General features: G+C 28.6%; 15 protein-coding genes. 5 read left to right on the top strand and 10 right to left on the bottom strand.

Going from position 1 to position 14,588, the window contains the following annotated elements; genetic code table 11:
* Positions 1-5 precede the first annotated feature (5 nt).
* Genes SHK09_RS11330 through aspS form a run of 5 tightly spaced genes read right to left on the bottom strand, consistent with a single transcriptional unit; the run spans position 6 to position 6,785 of the window.
* Complete coding sequence (locus tag SHK09_RS11330; RefSeq protein WP_319810895.1) at positions 6-1,247, bottom strand: hypothetical protein; 1,242 nt, start codon at positions 1,245-1,247, stop codon at positions 6-8.
* The gene (locus SHK09_RS11325) at positions 1,216-3,690 is read right to left on the bottom strand and encodes a DUF2339 domain-containing protein (protein WP_319810894.1); all 2,475 of its coding nucleotides are present in this window, start codon (positions 3,688-3,690) and stop codon (positions 1,216-1,218) included. The genes SHK09_RS11330 and SHK09_RS11325 overlap by 32 nt, the downstream gene beginning before the upstream one ends.
* 55 nt (positions 3,691-3,745) lie before the next feature.
* A complete protein-coding gene (locus tag SHK09_RS11320) occupies positions 3,746-4,453 on the bottom strand; it encodes a DUF6503 family protein (RefSeq protein ID WP_319810893.1) in 708 nt (235 codons plus the stop codon).
* A gap of 20 nt (positions 4,454-4,473) precedes the next feature.
* Positions 4,474-4,986: a GTP cyclohydrolase gene (locus tag SHK09_RS11315; RefSeq protein ID WP_319810892.1), complete on the bottom strand. Its 513-nt coding sequence runs from the start codon at positions 4,984-4,986 to the stop codon at positions 4,474-4,476.
* A 44-nt stretch (positions 4,987-5,030) separates the two neighbouring features.
* Positions 5,031-6,785 (bottom strand): aspartate--tRNA ligase, encoded by a 1,755-nt coding sequence (aspS, locus tag SHK09_RS11310; RefSeq protein ID WP_319810891.1) that lies wholly within the window; start codon positions 6,783-6,785, stop codon positions 5,031-5,033.
* A gap of 224 nt (positions 6,786-7,009) precedes the next feature.
* On the opposite strand from aspS, the gene SHK09_RS11305 reads away from it, so the two are divergent.
* Both SHK09_RS11305 and rsmI read left to right on the top strand, forming a co-directional pair.
* Complete coding sequence (locus SHK09_RS11305; RefSeq protein WP_319810890.1) at positions 7,010-7,369, top strand: cupin domain-containing protein; 360 nt, start codon at positions 7,010-7,012, stop codon at positions 7,367-7,369.
* Positions 7,370-7,375: 6 nt separating this feature from the next.
* Positions 7,376-8,047: a 16S rRNA (cytidine(1402)-2'-O)-methyltransferase gene (gene rsmI / locus SHK09_RS11300; RefSeq protein ID WP_319810889.1), complete on the top strand. Its 672-nt coding sequence runs from the start codon at positions 7,376-7,378 to the stop codon at positions 8,045-8,047.
* A 102-nt stretch (positions 8,048-8,149) separates the two neighbouring features.
* On the opposite strand, the gene SHK09_RS11295 is transcribed toward rsmI, so the two are convergent.
* From SHK09_RS11295 to SHK09_RS11285, 3 genes are read right to left on the bottom strand one after another with little or no spacing between them, the layout of a single operon-like run.
* The gene (locus tag SHK09_RS11295) at positions 8,150-8,635 is read right to left on the bottom strand and encodes a hypothetical protein (protein ID WP_319810888.1); all 486 of its coding nucleotides are present in this window, start codon (positions 8,633-8,635) and stop codon (positions 8,150-8,152) included.
* A gap of 32 nt (positions 8,636-8,667) precedes the next feature.
* Complete coding sequence (locus SHK09_RS11290; RefSeq protein WP_319810887.1) at positions 8,668-9,096, bottom strand: hypothetical protein; 429 nt, start codon at positions 9,094-9,096, stop codon at positions 8,668-8,670.
* Positions 9,077-9,592, bottom strand: coding sequence for an RNA polymerase sigma factor (locus SHK09_RS11285; protein ID WP_319810886.1), 516 nt, complete (start codon positions 9,590-9,592; stop codon positions 9,077-9,079). The genes SHK09_RS11290 and SHK09_RS11285 overlap by 20 nt, the downstream gene beginning before the upstream one ends.
* Positions 9,593-9,731: 139 nt before the next feature.
* On the opposite strand from SHK09_RS11285, the gene SHK09_RS11280 reads away from it, so the two are divergent.
* Genes SHK09_RS11280 through SHK09_RS11270 form a run of 3 tightly spaced genes read left to right on the top strand, consistent with a single transcriptional unit; the run spans position 9,732 to position 12,408 of the window.
* Positions 9,732-10,073, top strand: coding sequence for a HopJ type III effector protein (locus SHK09_RS11280; RefSeq protein ID WP_319810885.1), 342 nt, complete (start codon positions 9,732-9,734; stop codon positions 10,071-10,073).
* Positions 10,074-10,079: 6 nt separating this feature from the next.
* A complete protein-coding gene (locus SHK09_RS11275) occupies positions 10,080-10,652 on the top strand; it encodes a uracil-DNA glycosylase family protein (RefSeq protein WP_319810884.1) in 573 nt (190 codons plus the stop codon).
* 34 nt (positions 10,653-10,686) lie between these two features.
* Positions 10,687-12,408, top strand: coding sequence for a M28 family peptidase (locus tag SHK09_RS11270; protein WP_319810883.1), 1,722 nt, complete (start codon positions 10,687-10,689; stop codon positions 12,406-12,408).
* 5 nt (positions 12,409-12,413) lie between these two features.
* Here SHK09_RS11270 and SHK09_RS11265 read toward each other — a convergent pair whose 3' ends face one another.
* Positions 12,414-13,382, bottom strand: coding sequence for a helix-turn-helix domain-containing protein (locus SHK09_RS11265; protein ID WP_319810882.1), 969 nt, complete (start codon positions 13,380-13,382; stop codon positions 12,414-12,416).
* A 209-nt stretch (positions 13,383-13,591) separates the two neighbouring features.
* Positions 13,592-14,182 (bottom strand): carboxymuconolactone decarboxylase family protein, encoded by a 591-nt coding sequence (locus SHK09_RS11260; RefSeq protein ID WP_319810881.1) that lies wholly within the window; start codon positions 14,180-14,182, stop codon positions 13,592-13,594.
* Between the last annotated feature and the right edge of the window lie 406 nt (positions 14,183-14,588).

Genomic DNA, 14,588 nt, shown 5'->3' with positions numbered 1-14,588 from the left:
TGTGTTTATTTTTTTTCTTGATGTTTTACATCTTTCAATAAATCTAAAGCAAAATAGACAATTAATATACTTACAAAGATAATGCAAGCCCACATAAAAATGCTGGTTTGCCAAAATGCTTTTTCTTTAATAATTGTTGTCTTACTTTTAATTTTAACGAAATTTTTAAAAGTTAATTCTTCTATTGCCGCTGTGTTTTCTGAAATAAAGTTTCCTAAATCGTAAATAGGTTTAGAATATGTAGTGTCTATTATTACAGTATAGTTTTCTCCTTTTTTTAAATTTGAAATAAGATAAACAGGTTTTTGAAACAAGGCTACCTTTGTTATTTCTAAAGCAGGATTGTCTTGGTTTTCTATTTCTATAACAAATTCCTTTTCATTTAAATTATTTAAAATAAAAGTATTCTCTTTTTTAGAACTTAACTGAAAATGAGAAATTACTTGTTCATATGTAGATACTCTCTTCTTAACCTTACGCTCTTTTTGTACTATTAATTTAGCTTTTCGTAGAAAAAATGCCGTTTTAATACTAAAAGATATACTATTAATTTTGTGAGAGTTTTTCGATGTAAATTTAATCTGAGTTACTTTTCTTTCTTTTAGCTGCGTAACTTTTTGACTATAATATGTAAGTTCTATTGGTTCTTCAGAAAAAAACTTATTTGTATAAACACCAATACCTAAAACATTTATTGGCAAAGAATTAGTGTCATTAAAAGCTATTTTTAAAAACTGATAAGTTGTTGTTGGAAAATTTATTCTTCTTTCTAAAGAAGAACTATTTGCAGAATTACTAAGATTTAAAACGGTGTTAGAAGTTATTCCAAACCAAGTTTTAGCATCATTGCTTCCAAAAAGATGATATCTTTTAGAAATATTTGTATTTGCTATTTGTAAAACAAGGTTTGTTAATTTTTTACGTTTTTTATTTTCTAGAACAATAGCAGTAACAGAGTCTTTAATTCTTTTGCTTGATAAAATATCTATAGGCGTAAAAACAGAAAATAATCTATCTGAATAATCTTTTAAGACATAAGGTACTTCTGTATTTGCACTGTCTTTAATCCTTAATAAATTAAAATTATTTTTACTTGCAGCTCTTACTTCTGGTGTTAGCATTATTTTATGCAAACCTTCTTTTGTAACTGTATGTAAAGCGCCTTTGTAGTTCTGACTAAAACAAGTTAAACCTATAAAAAAAACGATTAAAAAGTTATATTTCTTCATCTTCTGGAGTTTCATCATTTACTAATTTTTTAATTTTTTGATATACAAATGAGATAATCAATATTAAAACACCTAATAATATAAAGGCTATTATTTTTCCTGTTTCAGAAGCATTTTTAATATCGTAGGCAAATAGTTTTATAATGGTAATACCTAATAAAGAAAGTGCTATAATTCTTAAGTTTTTCCATTGTTTCTTAATTCCGATAATTAAAAATATAAAAGAGAAAATTCCCCATAAAATAGGATACCCAATTTTAATTATTTGAGACTCAATAGCATCTATTTTATCTTCTATAATAGTATACTTTAAATATTCATTGCCTTGTGTATCTAAATCTGTTGTAGTAGCAATAGTATCTGTAAAATGCAATCCATGTACCATAACTTCATTACTTAACGTATACACAATTGCGAAAACAAAAACCCACGGCAACCATTTACTTTGCGTTGGTTTTATATTAAATAAAGTACTTGTTTTTCTAAATAATTGAACTCCGAAATAGATAAGACAGCCTAAAATTATATAATGTAAATAAAAGGCGTAATTACTATTTATAGAAAGTGCTAGATTTTGTACAATTTCATCTGTTGGTAATTTATAGAAGTTACCTATGTAAGCAAAAATTGAAATACAGCTTATTAATAAGACTACTTTTTCTATATTTTTCTGCTTAAGCTTTTCTGTGAAAAATAATAAGATTGCAATAAATACAAAATGATATGTAAGAGGAAATGATACTGCAGATGCTGTATTTTCTAAAAATTGACGAGCCTGATAATCAATTTCTAAAGCACCCGTGCAATAAGCAACTAAAACTAATGCAATTAAAACAATTGTCTTGTAAACCTTTATACTTAATGTAAAATATTTAGTTACAATATTTGCTTCCTTTTTTAATAACCAATAGGTTAAGAATAAAGAAATACTAACTACAAAACCAGCTATAAATAACGGATTAAATATTACAGATAATTCTTCTGAATACGCGTACAGTCTCCAATCTAACAGCAAGCTAATAATAGATAAAACTTGTACAACAATTGCACCTAGTTTAAACGATGATATTTTAGATTTTTTAGATAACCAAAAGAGTAAAACTACTTCTGCTGCCCAGAAAAGTGTAATCTGGTTTCCGTTAAATTGAATAGGAATCGTTAACGTAACAAATGTTAATGCCAAACCTATTAAAATATAAATTGCATTTTTGTCTAAACCGAATTTCTTATATAAGATAGTTGCGTATGCTACATTATAAACTGCCAATAATAACGTGAATAATCCTGTAAAATTAGATTCTAAATCTTTAAGAATTAACATTCCAATTCCGAAGAAAATAAACGTATTTGCAATTAAAATAAAATATTCTATTTTAGAGAATACACCTTTATTTTTTAAGTTATTTAAAACAATTATGAGGCTAAAAATAAAGTAAAAAATGGTTGCAAAAGTTAAGGCTCCCATATGCTCGAAACTATCTTTATGAATGTTTAATAAGCACCAACCACCAAATAAAATAATGGTAAAAGCAAAATCTACAATCGTTGCTATTTTCCATTTTTTAAAGTAAGAGATTGCAAGAATACCCAAGTTTAAAATAGCGATATAACTAAATAACACAACATAATTTCCTTCGCCAGTACTTAACATAAAAGGTGCTGCAAAACCACCAATTAAAGATAAAACAGCCAGTTCTTGTCTGTTATAAGAAACGGAAACTAATGCACTAAAAGCAGTAATTACAGCCATAATACAAAATGCAACTGTCTGACTAAATAATTGGTATTCATGAAAGGCAATATAAATAGTAAGGTAAAAAACACTAATTGCTCCCGCCACTAAAACAGAACTAAAAGAAGCATAATTTTTCTTTAATTTATGTGCAATCATCATTATTAAAGAGCCACATAAAACACCAATACCAACTCTTGCAGGTTCGTTAATCCAATCTTTATCTATGGCAAACTTTACAAAGAAACTAATACCTAAAACAAGTATTAAAACTCCTATTTTGTTAATTAAATTCTCTCCAATAAATTTCTCTAAATCTGGATTTTTCTCTTTAAAAGATGCTATCCAAGATTTTTTAGGAATTGCTTTTTCTTTCTTTTTTTCTTCTTTAATAACTGCTTTTTTATCTGCAATTATTGGTGTTACCTTAGCAACATCTGTATTAAAAATAGGTTTAATAGCTTCCGGTTCTTTAGAAACAACAATTATAGGTTTGTTTTCTTCTACAACAATTGGTTTTGCTTTTTCTAAAGGTGCTGTTTCTTTTTTAGAAACAGTTTCACTTCTATTTTTTAACAACTCTTCTTGTGATAGTATTTTTCTTTGTAAGTAGCGTAGTTTATCATCTAACTGAAAAACAGAATTCTGCAATTCTTTTAGTTTAGAACTTACACTCTTGTTTGTAATTAATAAGTAAATAATGATAAAAATAAGTAATACGATTTCCATATATAGCAATGTTTTTTTTTGTGGAATTCTAATAAAGTAAAGCGTTATGCTGTCTTTATTTTTTTGATGATAAAATATCGGTTCCTAAATAACCATTATCTTTATTGTAGTACCAAGCTCTATTTTTTGGCATTTTAATGGCATTAATAGTTTCTAAGCCAGAAAGTAAAATATATTCTCCACTGTCTTTTGCTTCTTTAAAAAACTGATACACTTCCATGGCATACGTGTTCTTATTAAAGTAAAAGTACCAAGTATCTTTACCCACTTCTTCTGAATATGTAACTTTTAAGACCAAATATTCTTTTCCTTTAAATGTTTTCTTTTCTACTTTTTGATGAATAATTGTTCCCTCGTCTTTTAGTTTCATTGGCAGACCAAACAAAAATGTGTAATAATTTTTATACATTTTTGCACGTTCACAGTTTAAACTGTATTTCTTCTTCAATTCATTAGACGGATTTATATTGCCATTAAGTGCAACACTACAATCTGTCTTATGAACTACATGTTCTGTAATAATTGTATCTCTTACAGCTTTTACTAAAAAATATTGCTCTGGTAAATTAATTCTAATTCTACTTTTTCTTGGAGAACGCTTTGGCGTTTCCATAGTTACAAAAAGCTCTCCTTTAAAGGTTGGCCAATTCCCGTTAGGATCATGAAAATTTATGGCTTTTTCTAACAACTCATCTCCAGTAATTTCTTGTGAAAAAGAAATAATAGAAACAAATAATGCTAAAAGTGTAAGTATTTTTTTCATAGTTTAAAAGTAATTAATTTCTATAATTCTGTTTTTTTAATTCCGGTAACTATAATACCGTGTTTAGTTAACGTATCTACTTTAGCAACATTATTGGTTAACATTTTTACAGATTTTACTTTTAAAGCAGTTAAAATTTCTGCGGCAACTGTAAAATCTCTTCCGTCTTTTTTAAAACCAACTTTTTCATAAGCTTCCGCTTGCGGAACACCTTTTTTCTTGTGTTCTATACTTTTAATAAGTGCAAAATGTCCGTTTCCTTTCCCTTCTTGTTCTAACCAAATAACAATTCCTTTTCCTGCTTTCTCAATTAATTGTTGAGAAATTTCCATTTGTTCTCTACAATCACATTCTATACTATTAAAATGATGTGCAAAAATACAAGAAGAATGTACTCTACATAAAACAGCTTCTTCACCTTCTACATTTCCCATTACCAAAGCATGAGATTCTTTTTGGCCGTTATAAAACAAGGTTTCTTTAAACTCGCCAAACTTTGTTTTAATGTTTGTTTCCGCTAATTTTACAATCATTTTTATGCTATTAAAAAATCCCGCAAAAGCGGGATTTTAAATTGTTATTCTTTAATATCTAATTTTAAACTTAATTCTTTTAATTGATCATCATCAATAAATGCAGGTGCATCAATCATAACATCACGTCCAGAATTGTTTTTTGGAAAAGCAATAAAATCTCTAATTGTTTCTTGTCCGCCTAAAATAGCAACCAATCTATCCAATCCAAAAGCCAAACCACCATGAGGAGGCGCACCGTATTCAAAAGCATCCATTAAGAAACCAAACTGCGCTTTTGCATCTTCATCAGAAAAACCTAAATGACGCAACATAGTTGCTTGCATTTGTTTATCATGAATTCTAATAGAACCACCACCAATTTCATTTCCGTTTAAAACCAAATCATACGCATTAGCTTTAACAGCTCCAGGATCTGTATCTAACAATTCCATTTGCCCAGGTTTTGGCGAAGTAAACGGGTGATGCATTGCGTGGTAATGACCCGTTTCTTCATCTAATTCTAATAATGGGAAATCAATAACCCAAAGCGGTGCAAATACTTTAGGATCTCTCAAGCCTAAACGTTCTGCTAATTCCATACGTAAAGCAGATAATTGTGCTCTTACTTTATTTGTTTCACCAGATAACACACACACTAAATCTCCAGGTTTTGCACCCGTAATTTCAGCCCATTTTGCTAAATCTTCTTGATCGTAGAATTTATCTACAGAAGATTTAAACGTTCCGTCTTCGTTAACTCTAGAATAAATCATTCCTAAAGCACCAACTTGCGGACGCTTTACCCACTTAATAATATTGTCTATTTCTTTTCTTGTATATGCATTTCCACCAGGAACTGCAATACCAACCACCAATTCTGCGCTATTAAAAACACCAAAATCTTTATGTTGTGTAACTGCATTTAACTCGCCAAACTCCATTCCAAAACGGATATCTGGTTTGTCGTTTCCATACAATTTCATTGCATCGTCATATAGCATTCTAGGGAATTTCTCCACTTCAACATTATTTACTTCTTTTAGTAAGTGACGCGTTAATCCTTCAAAAATATTTAAAATATCTTCTTGCTCTACAAACGCCATTTCACAATCTATCTGTGTAAATTCTGGCTGTCTGTCTGCACGTAAATCTTCATCTCTAAAGCATTTTACAATCTGAAAATATTTATCCATTCCACCAACCATCAACAATTGTTTAAATGTTTGTGGAGATTGTGGTAAAGCATAAAACTGACCTTCATTCATACGAGAAGGCACCACAAAATCTCTAGCACCTTCTGGTGTAGATTTTATTAAATAAGGCGTCTCAACTTCTATAAATTCTTGGTCAGACAAGTATTTTCTAACTTCCATCGATACTTTATGACGAAAAATTAAACTGTCTTTAACAGGATTTCTTCTAATATCTAAATATCTATATTTCATTCGAATGTCTTCTCCACCATCCGTTTTATCTTCAATTGTAAAAGGTGGCGTAACAGATGCATTTAAAATTTCTAACTTAGAAACCAACACTTCTACATCTCCTGTAGCCATTTTAGAATTCTTAGATTCTCTATCTATTACAGTACCTGTAACCTGTATTACAAACTCTCTACCTAAAGACTTTGCTTTCTCCATCATTTCTTTTGGCGTACGCTCCTCATCAAAAATTAGCTGCGTAATTCCGTATCTATCACGTAAATCTACCCAAACCATAAACCCTTTATCACGGCTTTTTTGTACCCAACCTGCTAAGGTTACTTCTGTATTTGTATGCGATGCTCTTAACTCGCCACAAGAATGACTTCTATACATTTCTTTATTTTTATATTCTTATCTACCATTTCTACGAAGGCAGAAGTCTCATTAATTCAAGCTGCAAAATTAATCATTTTCTATTGAATATGAGTTTTTTGGGCGTTCATTTCTAAACAGAAATGCCCCGCTTTCCGCACTCGCTTTTTTTAAACAAAAAAGAGCTTAAACAAATGCTGCAATCGGTAACGCAGAATCCGTCCAATTCTTTGTAAATTTGCTTTATGAATGTAATTAATATTCAAGAAAAATTTAAACTATTTTCAGATTTGTGGACACCAAAAAAAGTTGGTGAATTAAACGGACAACAGATTTTATTAGCAAAACTAAAAGGAGAATTTGTTTTTCATAAACACGATAATGAAGACGAACTTTTTATGGTTGTAAAAGGTTCTTTAGACATTAAGTTACGTAACAAAACAGTAACTTTAAAAGAAGGTGAATTTTACATTGTACCAAAAGGTGTAGAACACAAACCAATAGCAAAAGAAGAGGTTCATATTTTATTATTAGAACCTTTAAGCATAAAACATACAGGCGATGTTATTGCAAATATTACTGTAGAAACGTACGAAAGCATTTAAAAAATTATGAGTAAACTATATTTAGTACCAACACCAATAGGTAATTTAGAAGACATGACTTTTAGAGCCATTAGAATTCTAAAAGAAGTAGATTTTATTTTAGCTGAAGATACACGTACAAGTGGTAAGCTTTTAAAACATTTTGAAATTGCTACCCAAATGCACAGTCATCATATGCATAATGAACATAGATCTGTACAAGGTGTAGTAAATAGAATTAAAAACGGAGAAACCTGTGCTTTAATTTCAGATGCAGGAACGCCTGCAATTTCAGATCCTGGTTTTTTATTAACTAGAGCTTGTGTAGAAAATAATATTGAAGTTGATTGTTTACCTGGCGCAACTGCTTTTGTACCAGCTTTGGTAAATTCTGGTCTTCCAAACGACAAGTTTGTTTTTGAAGGTTTTTTACCAGTAAAAAAAGGAAGACAAACACGTTTATTGTTATTAGCAGAAGAAACAAGAACAATTATATTTTACGAATCGCCACACAAATTAGTAAAAACACTTGGGCATTTTGTAGAATATTTTGGTGCAGACAGACAAGTTTCTGTTTCTAGAGAATTAACAAAAATGTTTGAAGAAACTATTAGAGGAACAGCTACAGAAGTGCTAGCACATTATACAGCAAAGCCACCAAAAGGAGAAATTGTTGTTATTGTTGAAGGGAAGAAATAGCAGAAAATAAAAAACTAACTGAATGAAAGTTTTACGCTTTTTCAGTTAGTTTTTATTTTAATAATTAGAAAAGAAGGCTTTAATTATCTAAATAATTAATTATTATTTCTTCTTAAGTGTTAATATTATTACACCATTGGGTGAGTTGTATTTTTTAATAGCTTGCTCTCCTTTTAAAACCTCCATTTTTTCAATTTGATTAGGTTTTAATTCGTCAAGAGTTTTTTTATCTGAAACAACGCCATTTATAATAATCATTGGTTTTTTCTTATTAGAAACAACAGCATTATCTAAACTCTTTGTTTTTTTTGTTTTAATTAATATTACGCCATTAAGTGCATTGTATTCTTTTTTTGCTTGTTCTCCTTTAACTACAAATACAGCTTCAATTTTACTCTGATCAATTAATTCAATTGGAAAATCGAATCTCTTACCATCTACATAAACATCTGGTTTTGCTCCGTCTTTTAACTTTACATATAACTTTTCTTTTATTTGCTTGTCTTTCTTTTTAGAATCAGTCTTCTGAGCCTGAATTATAGAAATTGAAAATAATAGTACAATAGTTGTAAATAATAATTTTTTCATGGTTTTAAATATTTAATTTTTAATTGATTTTTCTATTCTGTTTTTGTGTAAACAACAACCAAGTCGCTTTCAATAATTATATTCTCAATAGGTAAAGTTTCTTCAGAAATTAAGAACATGTTTTGGGCTTCCTTCAATAATGCAACTTTATCTGTATAATTAAGTTTACTTTCTCTTAGATTACTAATATAAAGGGTAACAATTAACAATATTGATGCTGCCACAGCTAAAAAATGATATCTAAAATGGCTATTTTTTATTGTTTTTTCTTCAAAAGAATCCCATAATTTATCATTAAAACTATCTGGAATTTCTTTTTTATTCATCTTAACAAAAACAGAAGATGCTTCTATTCCAATATCTGTTTTATCTACATTATCAAATAAGAACTGTTCTTCTTTTAAAGAACTTGTACCTAATTTATACTTATCTATAAGGTTCTTAATATTTTCCTCTCTCATAACTGTATGTTTTTTCTAATGCTATACCAATCGTTTTTCTTGCTCGAGATAACAAAACTCTAACGTGTTCTACTTTAATTTCTAATGCTGCAGCTATTTCTGTAAATTCATAACCATCTATATCTCGCATCATAAAAACGTCTTTTTGTTGTTCTGGTATTTTTTTAAGAATTTCTTTAATAATAGTATTTAACTCTATCCATTCGAGCTGTTTGTATTCACTTTTAGATTCTAAAATCTTAAAATAATCTGTTGCGTCTTCTAAAATAAACGGTTTTTTCCTTAGCACATCTATACAATAATTACGTGCTGTTAAAAACACTAAACCATTAATATTAGGATGTTTTGCTATTTGCTTACGTTTCTCCCAGAGTTTTAGCATTATTTCTTGAATGGCATCTTCTGCATTTGCTGTACTACCAAGCAAACGCGCAACCATAGGAAATATACGTGCTGATAATGAAAATACCTTAAGCTTAAAATCTGTTTTATTCATTCTTTTTATATAACGTTAAAACCTATGTTTTTATAACAAGAAACCGTGTTTTTATTTTAAATTTGATAAAATTTGATAAAATTTGATAAAATTTGATAAAAACAAAGAACGTAAAATATAATATCTATAAAATAATATAATGATAATTCAACAATTTAAAACGAAATTAAAAGCAAATCCTACAGCAATTAATTTTGCAGAAACCATGGAAGTTATAGAGGATAATTACAACTTTAGTCCTACTGGCTTTACAAACGGAGAAATTATAAACAAAGCAAAAGAAAACGCTGGCTCTTGTAAATTATTTGCTTTTGCTAAACTTCAGAAATTAACAAAAGAAGAAACATTATTTTGTTTTGGCGAACATTATAAAAATGTTTTAGAGGATGAAAAAGGAGATTCTCATCAAAATATTAGAAACTTTATGAAGTATGGTTTTAATGGTTTGTCTTTTGAAAATAATGCTTTAGTATTGAAGTAAATATTTGTGAAGAAACTTTTATCAGAAATAAAACAGTGTACCATTTGTGTTCCTCATTTAGATTTAGGAGCTAACCCTGTTGTTACTGCACATAAAAATTCTAAGATTGTAATTATTGGTCAAGCTCCAGGAACTAAAGTTCATAAATCTAGTATTCCTTGGGATGATGCTAGTGGTAAACAATTAAGAAAATGGCTCAATGTTTCTGATGAAGTTTTTTACGATATAGAAAAATTTGCAATTGTACCGATGGGATTCTGCTATCCAGGAAAAGGAAAAAGTGGAGACAAACCGCCACGTAAAGAATGTGCTCCACAGTGGCATCAACAATTATTTAATTTAATGCCAAATTTGCAAATGATTATTTTAATAGGAATGTATGCACAAAATTATTATTTAAAAAGTGCCGCTAAAAAAACACTTACAGAGACAGTAGATAATTATCCAGAATATCTTCCTAAATATTTTGTAATACCACATCCATCTCCAAGAAATCGTTTTTGGTTAACTAAAAACCCTTGGTTTGAGAAAAACGTAATTACTGAACTGCAAAAAAGAGTTGCCAAAATTATCAATTAAAAAAATTACTTTTATAACTTCTAAAATAGCAATTATGTACAAAAAAATAATTCCTTTCTTATTTGTTTCTTTCTTATTAATCAATTGTAAAAAAGAAAACTCTTTAAAACTTACTACATCTAATTATTCTAAGGTAATTAATAAAGAGTTTACAGGAGATTTGGCTTTTGAAACTACTTCTTTTGTAGAAAAATACTGGCGTGTTGTTGGTAATACAGGCTTTAATAAGAGTGTTTATAAAATTGCAGAAGAATTAGAAAAAGCTGGCTATGTTTTAGAAGAAAACGCAACAACAGAAAATATTTTAACTTATAGAATAGAGAAGCGTCCGCTTAAAAAACCAACTTGGGAATCTGTTGATGCAAGTGTAAGAATAGAAGGTGAAACACTATCTTTATTAGAACACACAACCAATAGAAATATGATTGCTTTAAATTCTTACAGCACACCAAAAGAAGGAATTTCAGCTGAGGTAATTTATATAAAAGATGTTACAGAATTATCTAAAATAGATGTAACAGGAAAAATTGTTTTCGCAGAAACAAGTCCGTATAGAATTTTTAAAACAGCTATTATAGATGGAAAAGCAGCTGGAATTATTACTTATAATAATCCTGATTATTTGCAACCAGAAAAGAATACTACTTCTATACAGTTTCGCTCGATTCCGTTAGACACAATAAATAAACCTTGGGCAATTGCAATGTCTTACGCTGCAAAGCAACGTTTAAAAAATTCTTTAGAAAAAGGTAAAGTAACTCTTAATGTAAAAGTTAAAACAAATATTTATCCTTCAGAAGAACTAACAATTGTTGCCGATATTAAAGGAAGTAAAAGCCCAAAAGAACGTTTGGTTTTTAGTGCTCATATACAAGAACCTGGTGCAAATGACAATGCTACTGGTGTTGGTGTTGCTTTAGAAATGGCTACTTTAACGGCTAAATTTATCAACAAAAAAGAGTTTCAACCTAAAAGAACTTTAACCTTTTTATGGGGAGATGAAATTGTCTCTACAAGAAGATATGTGCAAGAAGATTCGATTAGAGCAAAAGATATAAAATGGGGAATTTCTCTAGATATGGTTGGTGAAAATACAGAGAAAACTGGTGGAGTTTTTCTAATAGAAAAAATGCCAGATCCAAGTGCAATTTGGACTCGTGGAAACGATAAACATACAGAATGGGGTGGTTCTAAAATGAATTTAGATCAAATGAAACCGCATTATTTAAATGACTTTTTAATAGACAAATTTAAAGAACAAGGTAAAAAAGCTAATTGGCTAGTTAGTACAAATCCGTTTGAAGGTGGAAGTGATCATGTTCCTTTTTTAAGAGAAAATATACCAAGTGTTTTATTTTGGCATTTTACAGATCAGTTTTATCACACAGATAATGATAGAATAGATAAAGTTTCTAAAACTACTTTAAAAAATGTTGGTACAACTGCTCTTATTTCTGCTTATACATTATTAAATGCAGATGAAAATACTGCTAAATCTATTTTATTAAATTTAGAAACAAAAGCTAAAAACAGATTAATTGAAGAATTAAAACAAAGTAAAATTGCTATTAACAATGGAGACTCCTTAAAGACTCAAATAGAAATTATTAAAGCATGGACAGACTGGTATAAAAAATCGTTTACAACAACGTTAGATTTAGTTTCTAATAATAAACTCATCAATAAGAATATTCAAGAATCACAAAAATTAATAGATTCTATTTCTAAGACAATAATAGATAAACTAGAAAAATAATAATTTTAAATTGATTTTTTTCTTTTTTCTATTTTCTTGTATAAAAAATTAAAGAATTTTTTTCTTTCAACAGCAGCATCTCCAGAAAGATTATTAGAATATTCTAATTGTGTTTTTAAGTTTTGCTCTAATTGGTTTGTAGTATTCTCATCACTAACTTTAAAGTAACTTAAATTCGTATATGGTACAAATACTTTTTTATTAGTATCAGATTTCATAAGAACAGTATTTAGCAAAGAAACCAAGTTATTATGATACAGGTGATAACTGTTATCACTACTATTTCTTTTTCCATTTTGAGCTTGAATTTCAATTAAACCTAATGATTCAATTAAACTATCTGCAATATCTAATGATTCTACTTTTGTAGTTAACCCTATTTCCAAAAAATACTGAATTTGATTTAAAATATTGTCAATTGTAGAATCACTCCAAATTTCCACTAAAGAGATTTTACTATATTCATTTATAAAAGTGTTAAACTTTTTAAGAATGTTTTGAGGTGGGTGAAACTCCGAAAATGGTAATTTCTTAATATCTGAATTAGTAGTAGACATATTAATTAAAGTATAGATTCTAAATCTAGAAAAATAACCATTTCCAGCATGATATAGTGGGTAATCTTTAAGAGAATTAATTATTTTTCCTTTTTTAGATACTAGAATATTTTGAATTTCATTAATCGATTTATCAAAAAATGTTTCTAAAAAGCTATCAGAGATTGTATTATGTGTCTTCTCTACAATAATTTTCTGCACATCATCTTTAGTATCAACTAATAGTGCATTTAAATCAATGTTATAATAATTAGATAGTATTAGTGTTTCACTTAAATTTAAAGGTGTTTTTCCATTAATTCTCCTATATGCAGCGTCATAACTTAAATCTAAAACCTCAGATATTTCATCTGTAAAAGAAATGTTTTTAGGTAATTTATATTGAATATAATTGAATAATTTTTGTTCTACTTTCATCTTTAAGATCATTTTTTTCTCTAATACTCAAATTTCACAAAAGGATAAAAATTATTTTGTAAAATTTACAATAGTAAAAATATTCATTTCACTATCTTTGAGTTTAAATTTGAAGAGGTTGGGGGACCTTAATAATTTAAAATAAGCCTTTTCAACTATTACTGAAAAGGCTTTGTTGTATCTAATGTGTAAATATAATATATAATTATTTAAACGTGTTTACCTACTTCAAAACCATTTTTTCCAAGATATTTATTTCCGCTGCCAATAGCATCTTCTTCTAAAGTTGTTCCCATAGAATCATTCCAACGATTTAAATATCCAAATAAAGAAATTACACCTAGCATTTCAACTATTTCACCTTCATCCCAATATTTATAAAGCGCTTCTTTAATTTTTTCATCTACAGCATTAGGAACCATAGAAGCGGCCAAAGAAAAATCTAATGCTACCCTTTCTGCTTCTGAAAAAGCAGCATGTGTTTTGTATTCCCAAATATTGTCTAATTGCTCATGCTCTGCACCATAACGTTCTGCAGCTCTAATTGCATGTGCTTGGCAGTATCTACAACCAGTGGCATTACTAGATACCCAAGCAATCATTCTTTTTAAAGCAGATGTAACATTCCCTTCATTTGCCATTACTGCTTTATTTAAATTAATAAAAGCCTTAGATATTGCAGGTCTACGTTGCATTGTTAAAACAGAATTAGGACAAAATCCTAAAGTCTCATTAAAAAATTCTGCTAATTCTTTTGTTTCTAAATCGTGCTCTGCACTTAATGGTGATACTAATGCCATATTTTATATATTTATTAATAAATCAAAATGTAATAACTGTCCGATAAATATAACTTTATATATTGGAAAACTAAACTACTTTTTCTTAATGTTGGATTAAATATCTTATTAAAATTATCTAAAAGAATATTGTAATAAACTATAAATATTTGTTCAGTAGCACTGATTTTTTTTTGTTTCAAAAAATCTTAAAACTCATTTGGGCGTGCCCATTTCTAAAGAACTACGTTTGCAAAATAAACAAATAGATAAATGGTCAGGCTATGCATTACAAGTCCTCGTTAGTACCTCACTGCGGGCTTTTCATTTCTATCCTTCACGCAAATAATAAAATAATATTATAAATAGTTAAACCCAATAGATAGTTAATTTATCAATAACTAAATAAGGCTCATAGAATCAATTC

This window comes from Polaribacter sp. PL03 (genome assembly GCF_033875165.1).
Lineage (GTDB): Bacteria > Bacteroidota > Bacteroidia > Flavobacteriales > Flavobacteriaceae > Polaribacter.
Note: the sequence above shows the minus strand (reverse complement) of the source record. Positions and strands in the feature narration are given on the sequence as shown.

Coding starts and splice junctions, on each gene's coding strand:
- aspS (WP_319810891.1), bottom strand. CDS start 6,785: ATGTATAGAAGTCATTCTTGTGGCGAGTTAAGAGCATCGCATACAAAT.
- SHK09_RS11260 (WP_319810881.1), bottom strand. CDS start 14,182: ATGGCATTAGTATCACCATTAAGTGCAGAGCACGATTTAGAAACAAAA.
- SHK09_RS11295 (WP_319810888.1), bottom strand. CDS start 8,635: ATGAAAAAATTATTATTTACAACTATTGTACTATTATTTTCAATTTCT.
- SHK09_RS11265 (WP_319810882.1), bottom strand. CDS start 13,382: ATGAAAGTAGAACAAAAATTATTCAATTATATTCAATATAAATTACCT.
- SHK09_RS11280 (WP_319810885.1), top strand. CDS start 9,732: ATGATAATTCAACAATTTAAAACGAAATTAAAAGCAAATCCTACAGCA.
- SHK09_RS11320 (WP_319810893.1), bottom strand. CDS start 4,453: ATGAAAAAAATACTTACACTTTTAGCATTATTTGTTTCTATTATTTCT.
- SHK09_RS11305 (WP_319810890.1), top strand. CDS start 7,010: ATGAATGTAATTAATATTCAAGAAAAATTTAAACTATTTTCAGATTTG.
- SHK09_RS11325 (WP_319810894.1), bottom strand. CDS start 3,690: ATGGAAATCGTATTACTTATTTTTATCATTATTTACTTATTAATTACA.
- SHK09_RS11290 (WP_319810887.1), bottom strand. CDS start 9,096: ATGAGAGAGGAAAATATTAAGAACCTTATAGATAAGTATAAATTAGGT.
- SHK09_RS11270 (WP_319810883.1), top strand. CDS start 10,687: ATGTACAAAAAAATAATTCCTTTCTTATTTGTTTCTTTCTTATTAATC.
- SHK09_RS11315 (WP_319810892.1), bottom strand. CDS start 4,986: ATGATTGTAAAATTAGCGGAAACAAACATTAAAACAAAGTTTGGCGAG.
- SHK09_RS11285 (WP_319810886.1), bottom strand. CDS start 9,592: ATGAATAAAACAGATTTTAAGCTTAAGGTATTTTCATTATCAGCACGT.
- SHK09_RS11330 (WP_319810895.1), bottom strand. CDS start 1,247: ATGATGAAACTCCAGAAGATGAAGAAATATAACTTTTTAATCGTTTTT.
- rsmI (WP_319810889.1), top strand. CDS start 7,376: ATGAGTAAACTATATTTAGTACCAACACCAATAGGTAATTTAGAAGAC.